We start from the raw sequence: 20,779 nt of genomic DNA, 5'->3' as shown, positions 1-20,779 counted from the left end.
CCCCGCACTCAGTCCCCGATCAGCATAACCGCGCGCCGCACCGCTGCGGCGTAACCCTCGATTCCGAGACCCGCAATCACCCCGTCGGCGCGCAGCGAGACATAGGAATGATGGCGGAATGCCTCGCGCTTGTGCACCTGGCTGATATGAATCTCGAATACAGGGCCGTCAAAGGCGTTCAGCGCATCCAGTACGGCAACCGAGGTATGCGTCAATGCGCCTGGATTGATGACGATTGCCGCCGCCTGTTCGCGCGCTTCGTGAATCCAGTCGATGATCTGGCCTTCCCAGTTCGATTGCAGGCAACGGATCTCATGGTCACCGGCCACGTCGCGGCACAGCAGTTCCACATCCTCAAGCGTATCGCGCCCGTAGATTTCGGGCTGACGCTTGCCCAGCAGATTCAGGTTCGGCCCGTTCAGCACATAGATCACAGCCATTCTTCCCCTCCGTTGTCTTTAGTCCGACCCGAAAAGATCGCGCGTAAAGACCTTTTCCGCCACATCTGCCAGCACATCCGTCCGGCGATTGGCAAGGATCAGGTCGGCCTCTGCCTTGAAGGCGTCCAGATCGCGGATAACCCGGCTGTTGAAAAACAAATCCTCCTTCAGCACCGGTTCATACACGATGACTTCGATCCCCTTGGCCTTGATCCGCTTCATGATCCCCTGAATGGAACTGTCACGGAAATTATCCGAGCCGGCCTTCATCACCAGCCGGTAGACGCCGACCACGCGTGGCCTCAGCTCGACGATCCTTTCAGCGATGAAATCCTTCCGTGTCGTGTTCGATTGCACGATAGCCGAGATCAGGTTTTGGGGAACATCCTCGTAATTGGCCAGAAGCTGTTTGGTGTCCTTGGGCAGGCAATATCCGCCATAACCAAAGCTGGGATTGTTGTAATGGCTGCCGATACGGGGATCGAGGCTCACACCCTCGACAATCTCGCGCGTGCTCAGGCCAAAGCGTAAGGCGTAGCTGTCCAACTCGTTGAAATAGGCAACGCGCAGGGCGAGATAGGTGTTCGAGAACAGCTTGATCGCCTCGGCCTCGGTGGGGCCGGTGAACAGCACGGGCATATCCTTGCAGATCGCGCCCTCGACCATCAGATCGGCAAAGCGTCGCGCCGGATCGCCATGATCCCCGACCACGATTCGCGAAGGATGAAGATTGTCGTAAAGTGCCCGGCCTTCACGCAGGAATTCAGGCACGAAGATGAGATTGTCGAAACCGGTTTCTTCCCGCATCCGGGCCGTGAAACCCACCGGCACGGTCGATTTGATGATGATGGTGGCATCGGGCGCAAGCCTGCGCGCATCGGCTATGACCGCCTCGACGGTCGAGGTGTCGAAGCGATTGGTCCGGGGATCATAATTGGTTGGCGTCGCGACGATCACGAATTCGACGCCTTCCATAGCCTGCATGGCATCGGTCGTGGAGGTCAGGTTCAGCGGCCTGTTGGCCATGAATTCCGAGATATCCGGGTCTTCGATGGGCGATTGGCGATTATTGACCATATTCACCCGGGCCGGATCGATATCAAAGGCGCGCACATCGTGTTGCTGCGCCAGCAGCACTGCGTTGGAGAGACCGACGTAACCAAGCCCTGCCACGGCAATGGCGGTAGGTATGGGGCCCGGCGAGGCGGTTTTTTCGTTGTTCATCTCTTTGTCGCCTTCTGACTGATCACGCGATAGCTGCTATCGCAGAGCCAACGCATCCAAGGCGATTTGGGGGCCGCGTTCCGCACCTGTAATCGGTCGCGTTGCGCGATATCAATCGGTTTTGTCATGATTGTCCGTATTGAGACTGCGGAATCCCGATGGTTTTCGAGCGTGGACAGACCCGTTGCTCATTTTGCTGAGATATTGTGCGGCGACCTTTTAAATTCATTATTATCAGCTATTTATATCCGTTGTTGCAGGATTTTCCGGCCGTGCGTCGGGCTGAAACTTTAACAGGGCGTCAATTGCGTTGACAAGTGGCAGGACGCGTGGAGGTTGAAGGATCGTTTAATCTCATGGCGAAGCCGACGGCATTGGGTCCCGAATGGCTGACCGCCGACTGCCCAATCCACAACCCCGTGGCCGCCCAAAAATGGTGGCGGAGAAGGTCGCCGGTTGGGGAATAACGGGATCTGCAAAGAGCACCTAAACGGCCTTGCTGCAAAATCAGTCGGTCTGGATCCAGACGGCCTTGGTTTCCAGATATTCGTCCAGATGTTCGCGCCCACCCTCGCGGCCATATCCTGACATTTTCATCCCTCCGAACGGTACGGCAGGATCGATGGCGTGATACATGTTGACCCAGACCGAGCCTGCCCTGAGGCGCGAGGTCAGTTTATGTGCCATGCCCAGATCCCGGGTGAATACACCCGCCGCCAGCCCGTATGGCGTGTTATTCGCCCTTTGGACGGCCTCTTCGATCGTATCGAAGGGCATGGCTGAAATGACCGGGCCAAAGATTTCCTCGCGGGCTATGGTCATGTCGTCTCTGACGTCGCCGAAGACGGTGGGTGCGATGAAATTGCCGCTATCCAGACCGTTATCGGTCAGGCGCATCCCGCCGGTGATCAGCCTCGCGCCTTCATCATGGGCCGAAACGATGAACTTCTCGACCTTTCCGGCCTGTCGCCTATTGATCAACGGTCCCAGATCGATTTCGGGGTCGATGCCATCGCCGATCCGCAGATTCCTTGCGTATTGGGCAAGGCGTTCGACAAATTCCTCATGAATATGGCGGGCCACGAAAAGGCGCGAGCCGGCAATGCAGATTTGCCCAGAATGGGCGTAAACCGCCATGGCCGCAACGGGAACAGCCCGGTCCAGATCGGCATCCGCGCAGATGATAACGGGTGATTTCCCTCCCAATTCAAGCGAAACGCGCTTGAGATTGCCAACAGATGCCCGGGCAATGGCCTGACCGGTCGCGGTCGAGCCGGTAAACACGATCTTGTCGACGCCCGGATGTTCGGATAGCCGCGCCCCCGCCTCGGCGCCGGTGCCAGTGACAATATTGATGACGCCGTCGGGCAATCCCGCCTCTTGCATCAGCTTACCGATCATCAGCGGCGTCAGCGAGGCTTCTTCGGATGGTTTCAGAACGATTGTACAGCCGGTCGCGATCGCCGGCGCGATCTTCCAGATCGACGAGGCGGTGGGCGCGTTCCACGGAATGATGGCGCCCACCACCCCGATCGGCTCCTTGCGCGTGAAGGACACGACCTCGCCGGGGACCGAATTCTCGATCATCTCGCCATGCAATGCCGTCGCCATGCCCGCATAAAACCGCAGCATGCCGACGACACGGCGCTTGTTCGCCAAGGTGCGGCTGATCGGCAGGCCCATATCGAGCGTGTCGGAGACGCAAAGCGTTTCCCAGTTCTGCTCGACCAGATCTGCGATGCGTAGCAGCAGGGCCTGACGTTCATAGGGCTTGAATCTGCTCCACGGGCCTTCAAGTGCCTTGCGCGCTGCATCGACGGCCGCGTCCACATCCTCGGCCTGTCCGCGCGGCAGTTGCGCCAGCAATTTGCCATTGGCGGGATTGATCGCTTCCATCACCTGTCCGGATGACGCGGGCACCCAATCACCCCCGATGAGCATCGGCTGAAAGGCGCCCTTGTACATCGCATCGGCCTTGGCGCGAGGATCGAATGAAATCGTCATGTCTTTCCTTCAGATATTCGGGTTCGGCGTGATGAGCCCGGATGATGCTATGGGCGGTCGAAGCGCGGCCAGTCGGTTACGGGGCCGCGCATCTCTTCCCATGTGCGGGCGATACGAAGAACCGCCAGATCCTCGAAACGCGGCCCGACGATCTGCAGGCCGATCGGGATTCCGGTAGATGTCATCCCGCAATGGGCCGAGGCCGCGGGCTGTTCACCCATGTTCCAGGGGACCGTGAATGCGATATGCTCGAAATTGCGCCGAGGGTCATTCGTCGGCGAGGGTAGTTCGGCCGGAAAGCTGCGATCCGGGTTCACCGGCGAGATGATCGCGTCGAGTCCGTGCAGGGCCTCGTTGGCGGTGCGGCGCATGGTGAAAACCTGCTCGAAACCTGCGGCGACCTCGGGGCCGCTTGTCTCTGCGCCGGTTGCCGCCCAGTCCCGGATATAGGGCAGGATACGGTCCCGGGCCCCGGGTTCCAGTTTCGAGATCATTGACCAGACCCGCGCGGCCCATGCCATGCCAAGCCCGTCCAGCATCTCGCGGGTCAGGACAGGGGCGACGGGGACCACGGTCGCGCCGTTTTCCTCGAACATTCGCGCGGCGTTCTGAACGGCATCCGCGATCTCGGGGTGAACCGGATTTCCGCATCCACCCTCCATCATCAGCCCGATCTTCATGCCGCGAAGCTCAACTGGCCCCGCATCCCAGTCGATATTCTCATGCTTGAGCGATGTCGCATCGCGCCAGTCCGGGCGAGTGATCGTCTGCATCAGGATCGCGGCATCATCGACGGTGGGGGTCATCGGCCCCGCGACCCTGCCGGTATAATAGGGGTCGATGGGCACCCGGCCGAAGGAGGGCTTCAGCCCGAACAGTCCCGTCCAGCCAGCGGGAATCCGGATCGAGCCGCCGATATCGGTGCCGACATGCAGCCTTCCGTAACCCGCCGCTCCGGCTGCGCCTGAGCCCGCGCTGGAGCCTCCGGGATTCTGGGTCAGATCCCAGGGGTTGCGGCTGAGCTGATGAAATGACGACAGCCCCGATGACAGCATCCCGTAATCCGGACAGGTGGTTTTCGCGTAAATGATCGCCCCGTCTTCACGCAGGCGCGCCGCCGTGGGGGCGTCTTCACTGGCGGCGAAGGGCGTAATGGCGGCGGTTCCCTGCGGGACGTGATCGCCTTTGGTCGCGATCAGTTCCTTGACCGTGACCGGAACCCCGTCAAGCCGCCCTTTCGGCGCATTTTGCAGATAGCGATCTTCCGAGGCCCGCGCGTCCTCCAATGCCTGCTCGGGGCGAAACAGCCAAAGCGCCCGCACCTTTGGCTCCGAAGCCTCGATGCGTGAAATCAGGGCCGACATATATTCCACCGGCGACAGCGCGCGTGAATTGAATGCGGCGATGAGCTGCCGCGTCGAGAGTTCAAGAATATCCGTCATGCGTTCTGCTCGTTCCGTTTTGGGCGATTGCCTCGGTCGTTCTGCCGGGCCGATGACGGAAGGGTATATTCTTGGCGCCGGCGATCAAGCCTTTCCTTCCTTGCACTGGTCGCGGAAGGAACAGTGCCCGCCGATAGGGCGCTATTTCAGAATCATCCGGTCGATCCGCGCAAAGAACAGGCCCGCAAGGATGATGAAGCCGCCCAGAATGGCCGTTTGCCATGAACTGGGAATACCAAGCAGGATAAGAACGCTGGAGACCAGCGTGATCAGGATCACGCCGAGCATGGTTCCCAGCACCGTACCCGAGCCTCCGGTAATGCGCGCGCCTCCAAGCACGACCGCGGCGATGACCGGAAGTTCGGTCCCCGCAAGATCGAAGGGATTTGCCAGCCGGTTCGCCGAGACATGCAGCACTCCTGCGATGCCAGCCAGCATTCCGGCATATGCGAAGACGAAGATGCGAACATGCGCCACGCGGAAGCCAAGCCGCGCCGCGATTTCGGGCTTGCCCCCCACGGCGAAGACCGCTCTGCCGATCAGCGTGTAGTTCAGCATCCACGATGTTGCCAGTGCCACTATGACCGTCAGCAGCACATAGGCGGGAAGGGTGACGGTAAGGCCCCGCGCGGTGGTCACGGTTGCCAGCGGCATCTGCCCGAATGCACTCATCGAGCCGGGGATGTTCATGAAGAGGGCGGTGCCCACAAAGCTTAGCAATGCGCCGCGCAGGGCATATTGGGTGCCGATCGTGACGATCAGTGCAGGCGCCCGCAGCGCATTGACCAGCAGCCCGTTGACCGCACCCAGAACGCCCCCCGCCAGCGCCGCGCAGGCAAGGATCGGAACGATGCCCGCGCCGGGCAGGAAATTCACCACGATCAGGGTCAGGGAATACATGACGAAGGCGGCAATGGCGGTAAAGGAAACGTCCAGACCGCCTGCCGCCAATACGACGAAGACGCCAAGCGCAAGCAATCCGCGGATCGCCGAGGCCCGGAGAATGTCGAACAGGTTGGCGACATGCAGAAAGTCGGGGTTCACTGCCCCGATGATGGCGCAGGTGATCACGATCATCGCGGCAGGGAATACTGCCGGGTGGCGTGCCGACCACAGCCATAGCTGCGCAAGCCGTCCCGGTTTGGTGGTGTCATCGGTCTGAACAGTCCGGGCTGCGGTCATCGTCATCCTTCCCGCGCATTCTCGCCGCCGCTCCCGGCGATCTCGTTATACAGGGTTTCTTCTTCCAGACCTTCGGCCGTGAAGATACGGCTGACGGCCCCGTCGCGCATGACCGCGATCCTGTCGCAGTTTTGCAGGAGTTCCGGCAGATCGTCTGAAATCAGCATGATCCCGGTGCCGTTTTCGGCCTGCGCCTGAATGATCCTGAAGATGGTATCCTTCGATCCGACATCCACGCCGACTGTCGGCCCGTGCAGGATCAGAACCCGGGGGCTGGTCGCAAGCCAGCGGCCGATCAGCACGCGCTGCTGGTTTCCGCCGGAAAGAGACTGTACCGGAGCTTCGGTCCCGGCGGCGACGATCCGTAGCTCGTCCAATGTTTTCTGTGTCAGCGCCCGAGCCTTGCGGCGATTCAGAAGGCCCAGCGAATTGCGCAGCCGGTCCAGAACGGACATGGTGACATTGGCCGAGATGGATTTTTCGAGGAAAAGCCCCTCGGTCAGCCGGTCTTCGGGAACATAGGCGATCCCTGCCGAGATCATGCTTGCAGGCTCGGACGGATCAAGCGGCCTGCCCTCCAGCACCACTTTCCCGCGATCGGGCGGAGCCAGCCCGGCAAGGCTTTTTGCAAGATCATTCCGTCCTGAATCGGCCAACCCGGTAACACCAAGAATTTCTCCGGCGCCGATGGTCAGATCGATATCGCGATAGGCATCCTTCAATCCCAGCCCCTGAATCTGCATGAGCGGGGCAGGGGGCGTGCCTGGCGAGCGGCGATAGCGGCCCTGTTCAAGCTCTCGGCCGGTCATCCACAGCCCGATCTCGGCATTGCTTGCCTGCGTCACATCGCATTGCTGCACCAGCTCACCGTCGCGCATCACCAGACCGGTTCCACCGATCTCCCGCGCTTCGTCCAGCTTGTGGGTGACGAACAGAACCGCCGTGCCGCTTTCCTGCAAGCGCCGGATCACCGAGATCAGGTTTCGCACCTCCCGTTTTGTCAGCGAGGTCGTGGGTTCGTCCATGATGACCAGCCCGGCCTTGCTGGCGATGGCGCGGGCGATGGCGACAAGCTGGCGGATGGCGATCGGAAGCGTCTGGATCTGGCGCGCCAGAAACTCGGGATCGGTGGGCAGATTCACCTCGGACAGGGCGCGGCGCGCGACATCGTCGATCTGCGCCGGGCTGATGCGGCGGAACAACCGGCCAGAACTTTCGACCAACTGCTGTGACAGGCCGATATTCTCTGCCACCGACAGGTTGGGAAGAAGCGACAGATCCTGGTAAACCGTTTCGATCCCGGCATCGAGCGCGGCAATCGGGTCAAGTCCGGTCATGTCCTGCCCCCGGATCAGCAATTGCCCTGAACTGGCGGGCTGCGCGCCCGAAATGATCTTGATCAGGGTGGATTTCCCGCAGCCATTCTCTCCCAGCAGGTGATAGGAACCTCCGGAATTGATCGTAAGGCTCACGCCCCTCAGCGCATGCACGCCGCCATAGAACTTGTGCAGCGCGCGCGTTTCAAGAAAAGGGGTGCCACGGGTGGCGGGAAGTTCTGGCATGACTGCAGGATTTCCGGAATTGCGAAAGATGGAAGGGACGCGATGCGCTCCGGCTCCGCGTCCCTTTCGGGTTTAGAACGGGTAGTCCTTCCAGTTCGATGCATCTACATCGACCCATGCCTGACCACGAACGATCTTGCCTTCGCCGGGGCCATCCGAGACGGTGACATCCTCATAACCCGGGACGCCCAGATCCATGCCGGATTCGACTTCTTCGCCTTTCAGCGTCATGTCCACGAGGACATTCATCACATAGCCCGCATCCTTGGGATCCCAGAACGAGATGCCATCGACCGCGCCGCTTTCCAGATATTCCGATGTGTCGCGCGGCAGGCCAAGCCCGTAAACGCAGGTCTTGTCTTCCAGTCCCGCTTCCTCGACGGCCCGGCCGATGCCGATCACGTCAATGGCGGACCCGCCCTGAAAGCCGCGGATATCGGGATGGGTGCGCAGGATTTCCCGGGCAAGCTCATAGGCGCGGTTGGCGTCGTTGAAGCTTTCGTTCTTGGGGGAGACCAGTTCCATCTCGGGAAACTGCTCCATGTATTTTGCGCCCCCATCGGCCCATTGAACATGGGTCAGACTACCCAGCGATCCGACGAAGGATGTCCATTTGCCCTTTTCTCCCATGCATTCGGCGATGCGCGTGGCGAAGCGGGCCCCAAATTCGGCATTATCGAAGGCTTCAAGGTCAAGCTGGGTATTTTCGAGATTATCTGCCTCGTGGGTAATGACGGTGATTCCCCGACCCATTGCCCGGCGCAGAATGCCTTCCAGCGAAGATGGATCCATCGGCACGATCGCCAGCGCATCGACCCCTTGCGCCACAAGGTCCTGCACGATGGCAGCCTGTTGAGCGGCATCGGCGCGGGCGGGGCCGACCTGCCGGGTGGCGATGCCGTCATGTTCCTGACCGTAAGCCTTTACGCCTTCTTCCATGCGGGTGAACCAGTTTTCACCGGTGACCTTGACGACGGTAACGGCCTCCTTGTCGCCCTCTTGCGCCAGGACGCCGCTGCCGAGCATGGCGATGCCCGCTGCGGCGGCGGCGATACGGAATGGGGTATGGCGTTTCATGAAAATCTTCTCCTCCTTACGGTGTTAGCTGCCCTGACGGGCGTTGCCGCGCAGGGCGGCGGGGATGTAGGCATTCCAGTCGACGCGTGCATTGGCCAGGAACAGAAGCAGCATCAGCCCCCAGGCGCAGTCGCGGAAAAAATTCGAAATCTGCATGAAATTGAGCAGGCTCGAAAGGATTTGCAGCGCCATTGCCGAAAGCACGACGCAGATCACCCGGCCATAACCGCCCTCGGGGCGCACTCCGGCCATGACCGCGATCAGGATGGCGACCAGAACGTAAGAGCTGCCATAGTCCCATTTGATGCTGGAATTGCGCGCGGCGATGATGATCCCGGCGATCGACGCCAGAATTCCGGCCAGCAGATAAGTGCGAAACAGCATGGACTGCACGCGCAGCCCCGCGAAACGCGCGGCTTTCGGGTTCGAGCCCATCAGGAACAGATGGTTTCCGAAGCGGGTGAATTTCAGCAGCACCGCAAGCGCTGCGGCGATCAGCAGGAACAGGGCGAAACTGTAGGGGATGCCCCAGATCGGCATATTGCCGAAATCATCGATGATCTGCACGTAACCCAGTCTCAGCGCGGACCCGCCGGTCAGGCCGACGGCCAGCCCGGTAAACAGAAGCTGGGTGCCTAGCGTGGCGATGATCGGCGTCATCCCCGCATATCCGATCAGCGCACCGTTCAATGCCCCGCCAAGCATGCCGGTGGCAAGGGCGATCCCGGCAAATGCAAGGAAGAATGCGGCCGGCGCGTCTTCGGATGAGAATATCAGGGGGGCCAGCAGAAAGGCGATGACCCCGGCCAGATTGGCCAATGCGATCCCGGAAAGATCTATTCCGCCATTGCCCGAAACCATGGCCAGCATCACGCCAAGCGCCAGAAGTCCCAGTTCCGGCACCTGGGTTCCCATGGACTGAAAATTGAACAGCGAGAAGAATTGCCGATCAACCAGGATCAGGCTGGAAAGCAGGACAAGCGCATTGAGCGCGACCAGAAACATGAGCTGAGCATCGGCTCTGCGTGGCAAAATCTTCCCCTCCCACTTGTCCGGCGCTGGACCGGAATGTTGCCGAGGAAACTCTTCAAATTGACATTTGTCAATATTTAAATTCAATATGTAAAAATGAATTGTCGATTCTGGTTGACAGCGAAGGCAGTTCTTCGAAATGAAAGTGCCACCGGTATTTCAGCCGCACGGATTTCTGGGAGGAGCGATATGCAGAGACTTTTGAACGATCCGGATGACATCGTTGACGAGACGGTTGCCGGATTCCTGCGCGCTCATCGCGATCTGGTCCGGTTGTCCGACGCCAATCCGCGGGTCGTGCTGTCGCATGGCTGCGGGGAAAAGGGGCGGGTCGGTGTCGTGACCGGAGGCGGCTCGGGTCATGAGCCTGCGTTTATCGGTTATACCGGGCGGAATCTCGTCGATGCTGTGGCAGTCGGGGAACTGTTTTCGTCTCCGACCGCCAAGGCATTTCTGGAAGCGATCCGCGCTGCCGATGGTGGCGAAGGCGTTGCCGTGCTGTATGGCAATTATGCGGGCGACAATATGAATGTGAAAATGGCCGCGCGTATGGCCGCGAAAGAAGGCATCCGGGTCTTGACCGTGGTGGCCAATGACGATGTCTGCTCGGCTCCGCAGGCCGAACGCGGGCTTCGGCGCGGCGTCGCAGGTGAGATCCTGATGTGGAAGGTCGGCGGCGCATGCGCCGCGCGGGGTGCTTCGCTGGAGGACGTGCAAAAGGTCGCGCAGGCTGCCATCGATGCGACCCGCTCGGTGGGGGTGGGGCTGGCGCCTTGCACATTGCCGGCCAATGGAAAGCCGAATTTCGAGATCGCTCCCGGAAAGATGGAAATCGGCATTGGCCATCACGGCGAACCCGGCACGGATGTGGTCGAGCTGCTGCCGGCAAATGAGGTGGCCGACCGGATGCTGGAGATCATTCTGGCGGATCATCAGCTTGAGGCGGGCGATGAGGTCTGCGTTCTGCTTTCGGGGCTTGGCGCGACCCCGGTCAACGAGCTTTACGTATTGTATGACCGGGTTGAATCACAGCTTGAGACCAGGGAAATCCGCGTTCACCGCAGCTTCGTGGGCAATTATTTCACCTCGCTCGAGATGATGGGCGCGACCCTCACCGTCATGAAGCTGGATCCGCAGCTGAAGGAACTGATCGATATGGAGGCGGAATCGCCCGGTCTGACCGTGCGTGCAAAATCGTGAGAGAGGGAAGAGGATGACGGGATTTGCAAATGCCGGCTCGGGCATTGTTGTGCGCGGGATCGCCGAGGCGGTCGTTTCAAACCGTGCGTGGCTGTCCGAAATCGACGGCAAGATCGGCGATGGAGATCATGGCAACAACATGGCCAAGGGCTTTGCCCGCGCCGCCGAAAGAATTGGTGACGGTGACAGGCTTGATGCTGCCTTCGCCACCGTGACGGATGTCCTGATGGGTGAGATCGGCGGTTCGATGGGGCCGCTTTATGGCATGTTCTTTTCGGATATGGCGGATGTCGTCGCCGATGAAGAGGTGATCGACCCGGCATTATTCGCCCGGATGCTTGCGGCAGGTTGTGAGGGCGTGATGGCCATCGGTGAGGCTAAGGCGGGCGATAAATGCCTGCTGGATGCTTTGGTCCCGGCTGTCGCTGCGGCGGAAGAAACCGCTTCCGAAGGATTTCCGGTCATGCTCGCGGCGATGCGGCAGGCAGCCACCGAGGGTCGCGATTCGACGAAGGACATGATTGCCCGGATCGGTCGTGCCAGCCGTCTGGGAGAACGGTCGCGCGGGGTGCTGGATGCTGGTGCCGCCTCCTGTTGCCTGATCCTGCACGCGCTTGCGGATGGGGTCGAAAAGCGCCTGACCTGAGCGGCAAGAGATTGCGTGCATCCACCATAACCGTCAAGCTGGAGCCCGGGTTACCGGGAGCCTTCAGGATGACAACAGGCATATATCTGGACAAATCCGCGATCCGGCGGTTTCTGCTACGCGCCGCGCAATCTCTGGAAGAGGCGCGGTCCGAATTATCTGCGCTGGATGGCGAAGTCGGGGATGGCGATCACGGCGCCTCGATGGCGGACGGGTTTCACGCCGCGATGCGTGGCTTCGATCTGTGCGACTCGGAGAATCTGCCTGACTGTCTCAGGGCCGCGGGGCGGGCATTTCTGCAAGCGGTCGGGGCTACGGTCGGCCCGCTTTATGCATCCGGTTTCCTTGGCGCCGCAGGACGCGCGGACCCGGACGGTATCGCGCTTGCATCGCTGATTTCCGGGTTCAGCGAAGGGATTGCCGGTCGCGGCAAGGCGGCGCCCGGAGATTGCACGATGATGGATGTCTGGGAACCCGCGGCCCATGCCGCTGCGGCGGCAGGTGTTACGGACAATCCGATGCAGGAGGTTCTGGACGCAGCCGGCGCGGGGCTTGAGGCCACCCGTTCGATGGTGGCCAGCCGTGGTCGCGCGGCGCGGCTGGGCAGCAGGACCCTGGGGCGGATCGATCCCGGTGCACAATCGGCATTTGTCATCCTGACATCTCTTGCCGGGGTCGTGCGGGAAACGGATCCCAGGGAATGAGCAGGCGCCGGGCGACAGCTTTGCCGCGTGGCGAAGGCGGAGCGGCAGAGGCCAAGCCGCGGGCGCCACTGCGCTTTGGCGATGACCCGCTGTTATGGGCCGCATGGCTGTATTACGAGGACGAACTGACCCAAAGCGAAATCGCGTCGGTCATGGGCATTTCACGTCCGACCGTTATCGCCTATCTGGCAGAAGCGCGCGAGCAGGGCATCGTCAATATCTCGATCAATGGCGACCGGTTCCGGGCTCTGTCCCTGGCGCGTCAGTTATCGGCGCATTTCGGACTGAAGGATTGCCTTGTCATTCCGGCCGAGGGCGGCACGGCAAGCCTGATCGAACGGCTTGGCCGCGCCGGCGCGCAAGGGCTGGGCTGGCATCTGCGGGCGGGCGACATGATCGGCATCGGCTGGGGGCGCACCATGCTGGCCGTTGCCGAAGCCGCCGGGGATTCCGGTCTTTCCGATCTGACCGTGATGCCGGCAACCGGGGCGATGACGGCCGATCTGTCCTATGCGCCCGAACTTTGCGCTACGCGATTGGCTCAGAACCTTTCTGCCCGGATGATCCCGGTCTCGTCCCCGGCGATCCTGTCCGATCCCGGGATGCGTGACGGGTTGCTGCAAGAGCCGGTGCTGGCCGCGCAATTGTCCAATCTGACCCGGCTGGACATGGTCCTTCTTGGCCTTTCACCGCTCAGGCCCGGCTCGACCGTGGAAGCAAGCGGATTCCTGACCACTCCGGAAGAAAACCGTGACAACTATCGCAATGCGGTGGGCGCAATTGCCGGAAGATTCTACGATGCGGCGGGCAAGACGGTTCCCGGGTCGCTGGACGGCCGCACAATCGGGATCGATCTTCCCGGATTGTTGCGGGTGCCTACCCGGATCGGCGTTTGCGGAGGTTTCGACAAGGTGCAGGCGATTCTTGGCGCCCTGCGCGGCGAGCTTGTCAACGTCCTTGTCACCGACTCCGCCACTGCCGAAGGGATCCTGCGCGCCGACGGCATCGAGGTTCAGCGTCAGAGCCTGACCCGCCGACCTCCCACTCTCCCAGGTCGCGATCGGGACGAGCCTCCTGTTATGGCGGGCATGCAGCCGGTCAAGAAAATACTGAACGATCCCCGCGATGCCGTGAACGAGGCGATCGAAGGAATGCTTCTGGCCTTTCCGCAATATCTTCGCCCGATTGGAGGATCGCTCAGATCGCTGGCGCGGGCCCATCCTGCACCTTCGGGAAAGGTGGGGCTGGTTATCGGCGGGGGTGCCGGGCATGAGCCGATGTTCCTGGGATATGTCGGCCCGGGCCTTGCCGATGCGGCGGCTATCGGGAATGTCTTCTCATCGCCGCCGCCCGACCGCATTCTCGACTGCACCCGGCAGGCAGATGGCGGCGCGGGGGTTCTGCATGTTTTCGGCAATTACACCGGCGACACCATGAATTTCGAGATGGCGGCAGAAATGGCCGCGGCCGAGGGCATTGCGGTTCGCAGCGTCATCACTACCGACGATGTCGCCTCCTCACCTGCCAGCGACCGCGCTGCGCGGCGGGGAACCGCCGGGAATGCGTTCGTTTTCAAGATTGCCGGGGCGGCTTGCGACCGGATGCTGTCGCTTGACGAATGCGAACGGATCGCCGGAAAGGCCAATGCGCATACCTATAGCATGGGGGCGGGTTTGTCGGCCTGTTCCTTGCCGGAAACGGGCCGGCCCAGTTTTCTGCTTGGACCCGACGAGATCGAACTGGGGGTGGGGATACATGGCGAACCCGGAGTCATGCGTGCCGATCTGATGACGGCGGACGGTATCGCGGACAGGATCATCGAGACGCTGATCGAAGATGCATCACTGGGTGCCGGCGCCCGCATCGCATTATTGCTGAACACGCTGGGCAGCACGCCCATGATGGAGTTGGCAATCGTGAACCGTCGTATCCACAAGCGACTTGCGGCCCGCAAGATCGAGGTGGTGCAAAGCTGGCTGGGTGATTACTGCACATCTCTGGATATGGCGGGGTTATCGGTATCCATGCTGGTTCTGGACGAGGAATTGCAGGATTTCCTGCAACACCCATGCGACAGTATCGCTTTGACCTTTTGTCCGGACGCCTGAGGGTTAAATCGTCGCTGCGCCCAAGCAGTTTCGTTGCGATTTACCAAAGCCGGAGCTCTGCCCTGAACTCCGGGATTCTTGGGTGAAGAAAAAGCGTGGAAGCGCGAAAAGATGGTTAACTACAGGCCTCGCAGAAGCCACGGATACGGTTCATCGCGTCTTTCAACTGATCGTCGCTGGTGGCGTAAGAGATCCGAAAATGTGGGCTGAGACCGAAAGCCGCGCCAAAGACGACGGCCACACCGGTTTCTTCCAGAAGCGCGGTGCAAAAATCCTCGTCGCTGTCGATAGAGGCCCCGGCGGGCGATGTCTTGCCCAGCAGATCCCTGATCGAAGGATAGACGTAAAACGCGCCCTGCGGAGTGGGACAGTCGATGCCGGGGCAGGCGTTCAGCCCTGCAACCACCAGATCGCGGCGACGTTGAAACGCCTTCCGGCTTGAGGCGATATAATCCTGCGGGCCGTTCAATGCGGCCTCGGCGGCATATTGGCTGATCGAGCAGGGATTCGAGGTCGACTGCGATTGCAACTTGGCCATCGCCTTGATCAGCGGCTCTGGTCCGGCACCATAGCCGATACGCCAGCCGGTCATCGCATAGGCCTTGCTGACCCCGTTCATGGTGAGAACGCGATCTTTCAGGCGCGGCTCGACCTGCGCGGGCGTGGTGAACCTGAAGTCGTCGAAGATGAGATGTTCATAGATATCGTCGCTGAGCACCCAGATATCGGGGTGGCGCAGCAGCAGATCGGTCAGTGCCTGCATATGGTCGCGACCATAACCCGCGCCGGAAGGGTTCGACGGCGAATTCAGGATCAGCCATTTCGTGCGGGGCGTGATCGCGGCCTCCAATGCCTGCGGGGTAAGGCGGAAACCGTCATCAATGCCGCAGGGCACAACGACCGGAGTGCCACCCGCCAGCAGCACCATATCCGGATAGCTGACCCAATAGGGGGCCGGGATGATGACCTCGTCCCCCGGATTCAGCGTTGCCAGCAGCGCGTTGAACAGGATCTGCTTGCCGCCCGTGCCGACGGTGATCTGCGACGGCGCGTAATCCAGCCCGTTTTCGCGCGCGAATTTGCCGCAGATCGCCTGTTTGAGGGAAAGCGTTCCGTCGACCGCAGTATAACGGGTGTGGCCGGCATCGATGGCATTCTTGGCTGCCTGACGGATATGCTCGGGCGTATCGAAATCCGGTTCCCCGGCGGACAGGCCGATGATGTCGCGGCCGCTGGCGCGGAGATCTCCTGCGCGTGTCGTCATCGCGATCGTCGGCGACGGTTTGACCCGCGCCAGTCTGTCGGAAAGAAACCCCATTCTTCTGGCTCCGCTGATTGTATCTGCCATAATCATGGAATAGGCCTGTCGGCGACCGGCCACAATGCCGGAAACAAGGAAACACAGGCATGGCAGAGGCTGAAAGCCCCGAAATTCGTTTCCGCCGATTGAGAATGCGGAGCTGGCGGCGCGGGATGAAGGAAATGGACCTGATTCTGGGGCCGTTTTCGGATGGCCCGCTGAAGGAGCTTGGCAGTGCCGAGCTTGAAAGTTATGAAAACCTGCTTGGGGAAAACGATCAGGATTTGTATCGCTGGATCACGGCAAGGTTGAACGGTCGGCAGGATGAGACCGGCCCTGCTGCGCTGTCCGCGCTTCTTGACCATATTGCCGCCTTTGCCGCCGGACGTCTTTCCGCGCGGGATGGCGGTCAGATCCGATAGATCGCTGACGATATATGGATGCGCGGGTGGCCTTTGCTTCCGTTGCTTTTCTCATTGGCGGTCGGGTGACGAAAATGCCGTGTATGGTCGGCGAACATGCCCAACAGACCATTTCAGTTCGAACAATCATTTGCATGGCACGGATTTAACCGATGATTCGTGTTTATGAGGCATGTTTGTCTGGAGTGTTTATTTGACAGGAATTGCCCGGCCATGTTTTCCCGTGCGTCACAAGTCAGGATACCGATTGGTGAACCTGAATGCCCGGCTGCCGTTTCCGATCACGCCTCGGCCTATTTGCAGACCATTCCATTGCTTGAACGCCTTCACCGTCGCCTGATGGATGTCATCAAGGATGAATTCGAACGGCTTGGCAGGCAGGACCTGACTCCGGTTCAGGCGATGATCCTGTATAATCTTGGATCGGATGAGGTTAGCGCTGGCGAGTTGCGATCCCGTGGGATGTATCAGGGATCGAATGTCAGCTATAATCTGAAAAAACTGGTCGGCATGGGCTATGTTCATCATGAACGCTGCGAACTGGACCGCCGTTCTGTCCGGATACGGCTGACCGCTGAAGGTTTGGAGATTCGAAACCTTTTGCGCGAACTTTTCGTCAGGCATGCCGAGGATCTGAGCAGGCAGGGAATCCTTGACGAATTTCCTTTGCCTGTCATCAATCGGCAATTCCGCAGGATCGAGTCCTTCTGGGCCGACCGGATACGGTATATCTACTGATATCCCGAATATCCGGCACGCAGCGTCAGGATGCGCCGGAGATCGGCGGCTTTCATGCCGCAGCCACGGCGAAACGCTTACCAGGTTCCGGTATTTTCCATGCTTGCCCAGGGTTCGGCCGGTGCCAAAGGCTCGCCTTCCTGAAGCAATTCTATCGATATATTGTCAGGGCTGCGAACAAAGGCCATATGACCGTCGCGCGGGGGGCGGTTGATCGTGACGCCGGCATCCTGCAATTTCTGGCAAATCTCGTAGATATCGCCGACCCGATAGGCGAGATGGCCGAAATGACGGCTGTCCGATGGCAGGCCGGTGTCGCCGTCCCAGTTATAGGTCAGTTCGACCGGACATTCCGGCTGATCCGGCGGGGCCATGAAGACAAGGGTGAAACGCCCCTTGTCGTTATCAATACGGCGCGTTTCTTCCAGCCCAAGCAGGCGAAAGAAATCCATTGTCTTGTCCAGATCCTTCACGCGAACCATGGTGTGAAGATAGCGGATATTCATTGTGGCTCTCCTTGCGGCAATGCGGGTTGGCGGCAGATTGGCATGTCCGGAAGCCACTGGCAAATGCTTCGGCCGCGTGCATTCCAGTTGCACGACTCGTCGCGGAGTGGCACAAGATGATGTGTCAGGACAAGGGATGAACCACCATGAATACGCCAGTCACCCCGGAACAGCAGGCCGAGATCGACAATTTGCGCGAATCCCCGCGCCAGACGCTGCGGGTGATTTCGGAAGGGATGGAGCAGCATCTTTACACCGCGCACCCGGTACTGGATCATGGATTTGTCAGGGTGGTGGATTATATGGGTGACGATGCCGCGATCTGTCAGGCGGCGCGGGTCTCTTATGGACGCGGCACGAAATCGGTGCAGAACGACGAAGGGCTGATCCGTTACCTGATGCGCCACTGGCACTCGACCCCGTTCGAGATGTGCGAGGTCAAGCTCCATGTCAAACTGCCGGTTTTCGTCGCCCGCCAGTGGATTCGTCACCGTACCGCCAATGTAAACGAATATTCGGCGCGCTATTCGATACTCGATCGCGAATTTTATATCCCCGCGCCCGAAAACCTTGCCGCCCAGTCGAGTGTCAACAAGCAGGGGCGGAGCGAGGTTCTTGAGGGGGACGAGGCGGCGCGTGTTCTTGATCTTTTGCGTCAGGATGCGATGCGCAGCTATGATCATTATGAAGACATGCTGTCGCAGGACGGGCAGCAGGGGCTTGCGCGCGAATTGGCGCGAATGAATCTGCCGGCCAATATCTATACCCAGTGGTATTGGAAAGTGGATCTGCATAATCTCTTCCATTTCCTGCGCTTGCGGGCAGATGCTCATGCACAGTATGAAATTCGGGCCTATGCGGATGCACTCTGCGACATTGTTGCCGATTGGGTTCCTGCTGCCTTTGGCGCGTTCCGTGACTACAGGATGGACGCGGTCAGCCTGTCGGCCGGGGCTGTTTCGGTGTTGAAGCGCCGTCTGGCGGGCGAAACGGTGGCGCAGGAAGATTCGGGAATGAGCATGCGCGAATGGCGCGAGTTTCAGGAAATCTGGGGATGAAAGGCCACTGAAGCCCTTCGGAAAAGATGCGATGAAATGCTTCAGGTGATGGCGCGGATCAGTTTCTTGTCGAAGACTTTCAGCACCTGCCCAAGGTCATGGCCGCGTTTGAGGATACGGCCATCCATTGCGATCACCGCATAGATGCCTTGTGCATTCCGCAGCCTAGGGCGTTTTTCGATCCGGTAAAGCGGGTGTTCCGTGGCGCGCCGGAATACGCTGAACACTGCAGCATCGCGCAGGAATGACATTGCGTAATCACGCCATTCTCCGGCGGCGACAAAGCGGCCATATACGGTAAGGATTGCGCCAAGTTCGGTTCGGTCAAAGACCACCCGGTCGGAATCGGCGGAGAACGGCGGGGCGGCATTCATCATGTCAGGATGGTGACATTCCACCGATGGCAAATCAACGAAAAATGACGGGCATTCGCGGCAAGTTGCCGGATCATATTGTTCGCCCGGAATCTGGAAACGATACCGGGCGATAGCCAGAAAGGCATGACATCCCCTCCGGCGCAGCTCTTACGTCAGAGGGAACAATGACGATAACGCGGTCAGCCTTTGCGGCCTGCTTCAAGCGCGTCCTCGAAGGTCCGCAGCCCGGTCCTTGGCGATTGAACGAGAACCGACATATTCCCCGGCTTATGCTCATTCCGGTACATCTTCATATGTGCCTGCGGGATCTCGGCCCATGGGAAGACCTCCGACATGCAGGGATCGATACGACGCTCCAGCATCAACTGGTTCGCGGCGCTGGCCTGTTTCAGATGGGCGAAATGGCTTCCCTGAACGCGCTTCTGATGCATCCACAGATAGCGCACGTCGAAGGTGCAGTTGAAGCCGGTGGTGCCCGCGCAGATCACGACCATTCCGCCTTTCTTGCAAACGAAGGTCGAGACGGGGAAGGTCGCTTCGCCCGGATGCTCGAAGACGATATCGACATTATTGCCTTTGCCGGTAATATCCCAGATTGCCTTGCCGAATTTGCGGACTTCCTTGAACCAATCGGCATATTCGGGCGTGTTCACGGTTGGCAATTGTCCCCAGCAGTTGAAATCCTTGCGGTTGATCACGCCCTTGGCCCCAAGGCCCATGACGAATTCGCGCTTGTCTTCGTCACTGATCACACCGATGGCGTTGCCGCCTGCCGCGTTGATCAACTGGATCGCGAAAGAGCCAAGCCCCCCCGAAGCGCCCCAGACCAGCACGTTCATGCCCGGTTTCAACTCGTGCGGTTCATGGCCGAACAGCATCCGGTAGGCGGTCGCCAGTGTCAGTGTGTAACAGGCTGATTCTTCCCATGTCAGGTGGCGGGGACGCGGCATGAGCTGCTGCGCCTGCACGCGGGTGAATTGCGCGAAAGAACCATCGGGCGTCTCGTAGCCCCAGATCCGCTGGCTGGGCGAATACATCGGGTCGCCGCCATTGCAATGCTCGTCGTCGCCATCGTCCTGATTGCAGTGGACGACCACCTGATCGCCGATTTTCCAGCGTTTGACCTTATCGCCCACGGCCCAGACGATACCCGAGGCATCCGATCCGGCGATATGATATTCCGCGCCATGCCCATCGAACGGGCTGATCGGCTGACCAAGTCCCGCCCAGATGCCGTTGTAGTTGACACCCGCGGCCATCACCAGAACCAGCACCTCATGACTGTCGATTACCGGGGTATCCACGACCTCGAGTTGCATGGCTTTGTCCGGCTCTCCGTGGCGCTCACGGCGAATCGCCCATGCATGCATTTGTCGGGGAACATGGCCAAGAGGCGGCATCTCGCCGATATCATACAGATCTTTCTCGGGCGCCTCATAGGGCGCGATTGAGGTCGGGGCATCAAGAGCCATCTGCATCTCCTTCGTCGTGCTGCGGCGCAGAATCACCGGGTTTGCTCTTGTTAAAATCGATCCGGTAACAATGCAATGCTTTACATGGAAATTTTGAAACAATATTTCGTAATGGAATGCTGGCGTCATTGCGGCCCAAAGATTTCTTCCTCGATTTTCAGACCGAACGGTTCCTTGAGTTACAAGTTTAGGAACCGACGGTTGGTTTAGGGCAGGAACAAGAATGGCACCGCTACTTGTATTCCACCATTGATGCGGCAGCGCAGCAGCTTAGATTTCTGCGCA

General features: G+C 59.9%; 19 protein-coding genes. 7 read left to right on the top strand and 12 right to left on the bottom strand.

All coding sequences use genetic code 11. The annotated features are described in order from the left end of the window. Nucleotides 1-8 precede the first annotated feature (8 nt). The 8 genes from aroQ to D3P04_RS07545 all read right to left on the bottom strand — a co-directional run bounded on the left by aroQ (nt 9) and on the right by D3P04_RS07545 (nt 9,963). Entirely contained in the window at nt 9-440 is a 432-nt protein-coding gene (aroQ, locus tag D3P04_RS07580) for a type II 3-dehydroquinate dehydratase (RefSeq protein ID WP_119747478.1), read from the bottom strand. Nucleotides 441-458: 18 nt separating this feature from the next. Beyond that, nucleotides 459-1,664, bottom strand: coding sequence for a nucleotide sugar dehydrogenase (locus D3P04_RS07575; protein ID WP_119747477.1), 1,206 nt, complete (start codon nt 1,662-1,664; stop codon nt 459-461). A gap of 507 nt (nt 1,665-2,171) precedes the next feature. Further along, nucleotides 2,172-3,668, bottom strand: coding sequence for an aldehyde dehydrogenase family protein (locus D3P04_RS07570; RefSeq protein WP_119747475.1), 1,497 nt, complete (start codon nt 3,666-3,668; stop codon nt 2,172-2,174). A 47-nt stretch (nt 3,669-3,715) separates the two neighbouring features. After that, nucleotides 3,716-5,110 (bottom strand): amidase, encoded by a 1,395-nt coding sequence (locus tag D3P04_RS07565; RefSeq protein WP_119747473.1) that lies wholly within the window; start codon nt 5,108-5,110, stop codon nt 3,716-3,718. Between the two features lie 141 nt (nt 5,111-5,251). Further along, the gene (locus D3P04_RS07560; protein ID WP_119747471.1) at nt 5,252-6,292 is read right to left on the bottom strand and encodes an ABC transporter permease; all 1,041 of its coding nucleotides are present in this window, start codon (nt 6,290-6,292) and stop codon (nt 5,252-5,254) included. Between the two features lie 2 nt (nt 6,293-6,294). Then, nucleotides 6,295-7,854, bottom strand: a complete 1,560-nt coding sequence (locus D3P04_RS07555; protein ID WP_119747469.1) for a sugar ABC transporter ATP-binding protein — start codon at nt 7,852-7,854, stop codon at nt 6,295-6,297. A 72-nt stretch (nt 7,855-7,926) separates the two neighbouring features. Then, a complete protein-coding gene (locus tag D3P04_RS07550) occupies nt 7,927-8,931 on the bottom strand; it encodes a substrate-binding domain-containing protein (protein ID WP_119747467.1) in 1,005 nt (334 codons plus the stop codon). A gap of 24 nt (nt 8,932-8,955) precedes the next feature. Beyond that, on the bottom strand, nt 8,956-9,963 hold the full coding sequence (locus D3P04_RS07545) for an ABC transporter permease (protein ID WP_220475285.1): 1,008 nt from the start codon (nt 9,961-9,963) through the stop codon (nt 8,956-8,958). Nucleotides 9,964-10,152: 189 nt separating this feature from the next. Here D3P04_RS07545 and D3P04_RS07540 point away from each other — a divergent pair, with 189 nt between their 5' ends. From D3P04_RS07540 to D3P04_RS07525, 4 genes are all read left to right on the top strand, one after another. Further along, nucleotides 10,153-11,163 (top strand): dihydroxyacetone kinase subunit DhaK, encoded by a 1,011-nt coding sequence (locus tag D3P04_RS07540; protein WP_119747463.1) that lies wholly within the window; start codon nt 10,153-10,155, stop codon nt 11,161-11,163. 13 nt (nt 11,164-11,176) lie between these two features. Next, nucleotides 11,177-11,809 carry a dihydroxyacetone kinase subunit DhaL gene (dhaL, locus tag D3P04_RS07535; RefSeq protein ID WP_119747461.1) on the top strand — a complete coding sequence of 211 codons (633 nt, stop codon included), beginning with the start codon at nt 11,177-11,179 and terminating at the stop codon, nt 11,807-11,809. A 68-nt stretch (nt 11,810-11,877) separates the two neighbouring features. After that, entirely contained in the window at nt 11,878-12,513 is a 636-nt protein-coding gene (gene dhaL / locus D3P04_RS07530; RefSeq protein WP_119747459.1) for a dihydroxyacetone kinase subunit DhaL, read from the top strand. Further along, nucleotides 12,510-14,621, top strand: coding sequence for a bifunctional sugar-binding transcriptional regulator/dihydroxyacetone kinase subunit DhaK (locus D3P04_RS07525; protein ID WP_119747457.1), 2,112 nt, complete (start codon nt 12,510-12,512; stop codon nt 14,619-14,621). The genes dhaL (D3P04_RS07530) and D3P04_RS07525 overlap by 4 nt, the downstream gene beginning before the upstream one ends. A 115-nt stretch (nt 14,622-14,736) precedes the next feature. On the opposite strand, the gene D3P04_RS07520 is transcribed toward D3P04_RS07525, so the two are convergent. Continuing rightward, on the bottom strand, nt 14,737-15,939 hold the full coding sequence (locus D3P04_RS07520; RefSeq protein ID WP_119747455.1) for a pyridoxal phosphate-dependent aminotransferase: 1,203 nt from the start codon (nt 15,937-15,939) through the stop codon (nt 14,737-14,739). Nucleotides 15,940-16,028: 89 nt separating this feature from the next. On the opposite strand from D3P04_RS07520, the gene D3P04_RS07515 reads away from it, so the two are divergent. Continuing rightward, complete coding sequence (locus D3P04_RS07515) at nt 16,029-16,343, top strand: succinate dehydrogenase assembly factor 2 (protein WP_182912769.1); 315 nt, start codon at nt 16,029-16,031, stop codon at nt 16,341-16,343. A 213-nt stretch (nt 16,344-16,556) separates the two neighbouring features. Continuing rightward, nucleotides 16,557-17,081, top strand: a complete 525-nt coding sequence (locus tag D3P04_RS07510) for a MarR family winged helix-turn-helix transcriptional regulator (RefSeq protein WP_119747453.1) — start codon at nt 16,557-16,559, stop codon at nt 17,079-17,081. 77 nt (nt 17,082-17,158) lie between these two features. Here D3P04_RS07510 and D3P04_RS07505 read toward each other — a convergent pair whose 3' ends face one another. Continuing rightward, nucleotides 17,159-17,587 carry a VOC family protein gene (locus tag D3P04_RS07505; protein WP_119747451.1) on the bottom strand — a complete coding sequence of 143 codons (429 nt, stop codon included), beginning with the start codon at nt 17,585-17,587 and terminating at the stop codon, nt 17,159-17,161. A gap of 146 nt (nt 17,588-17,733) precedes the next feature. Here D3P04_RS07505 and thyX point away from each other — a divergent pair, with 146 nt between their 5' ends. Beyond that, nucleotides 17,734-18,645, top strand: a complete 912-nt coding sequence (gene thyX / locus D3P04_RS07500) for an FAD-dependent thymidylate synthase (protein WP_119747449.1) — start codon at nt 17,734-17,736, stop codon at nt 18,643-18,645. 41 nt (nt 18,646-18,686) lie between these two features. Here the strand turns inward: thyX and D3P04_RS07495 are convergent, their stop codons facing one another. Both D3P04_RS07495 and ccrA read right to left on the bottom strand, forming a co-directional pair. After that, entirely contained in the window at nt 18,687-19,019 is a 333-nt protein-coding gene (locus D3P04_RS07495) for a DUF2794 domain-containing protein (protein ID WP_119747664.1), read from the bottom strand. Between the two features lie 182 nt (nt 19,020-19,201). Then, nucleotides 19,202-20,494, bottom strand: a complete 1,293-nt coding sequence (gene ccrA / locus D3P04_RS07490; RefSeq protein WP_119747662.1) for a crotonyl-CoA carboxylase/reductase — start codon at nt 20,492-20,494, stop codon at nt 19,202-19,204. Nucleotides 20,495-20,779 lie beyond the last annotated feature (285 nt).

It is taken from the genome of Paracoccus onubensis (assembly GCF_003591515.1).
GTDB lineage: Bacteria > Pseudomonadota > Alphaproteobacteria > Rhodobacterales > Rhodobacteraceae > Paracoccus > Paracoccus onubensis.
This window is presented reverse-complemented; position numbering and strand designations above follow the sequence as displayed.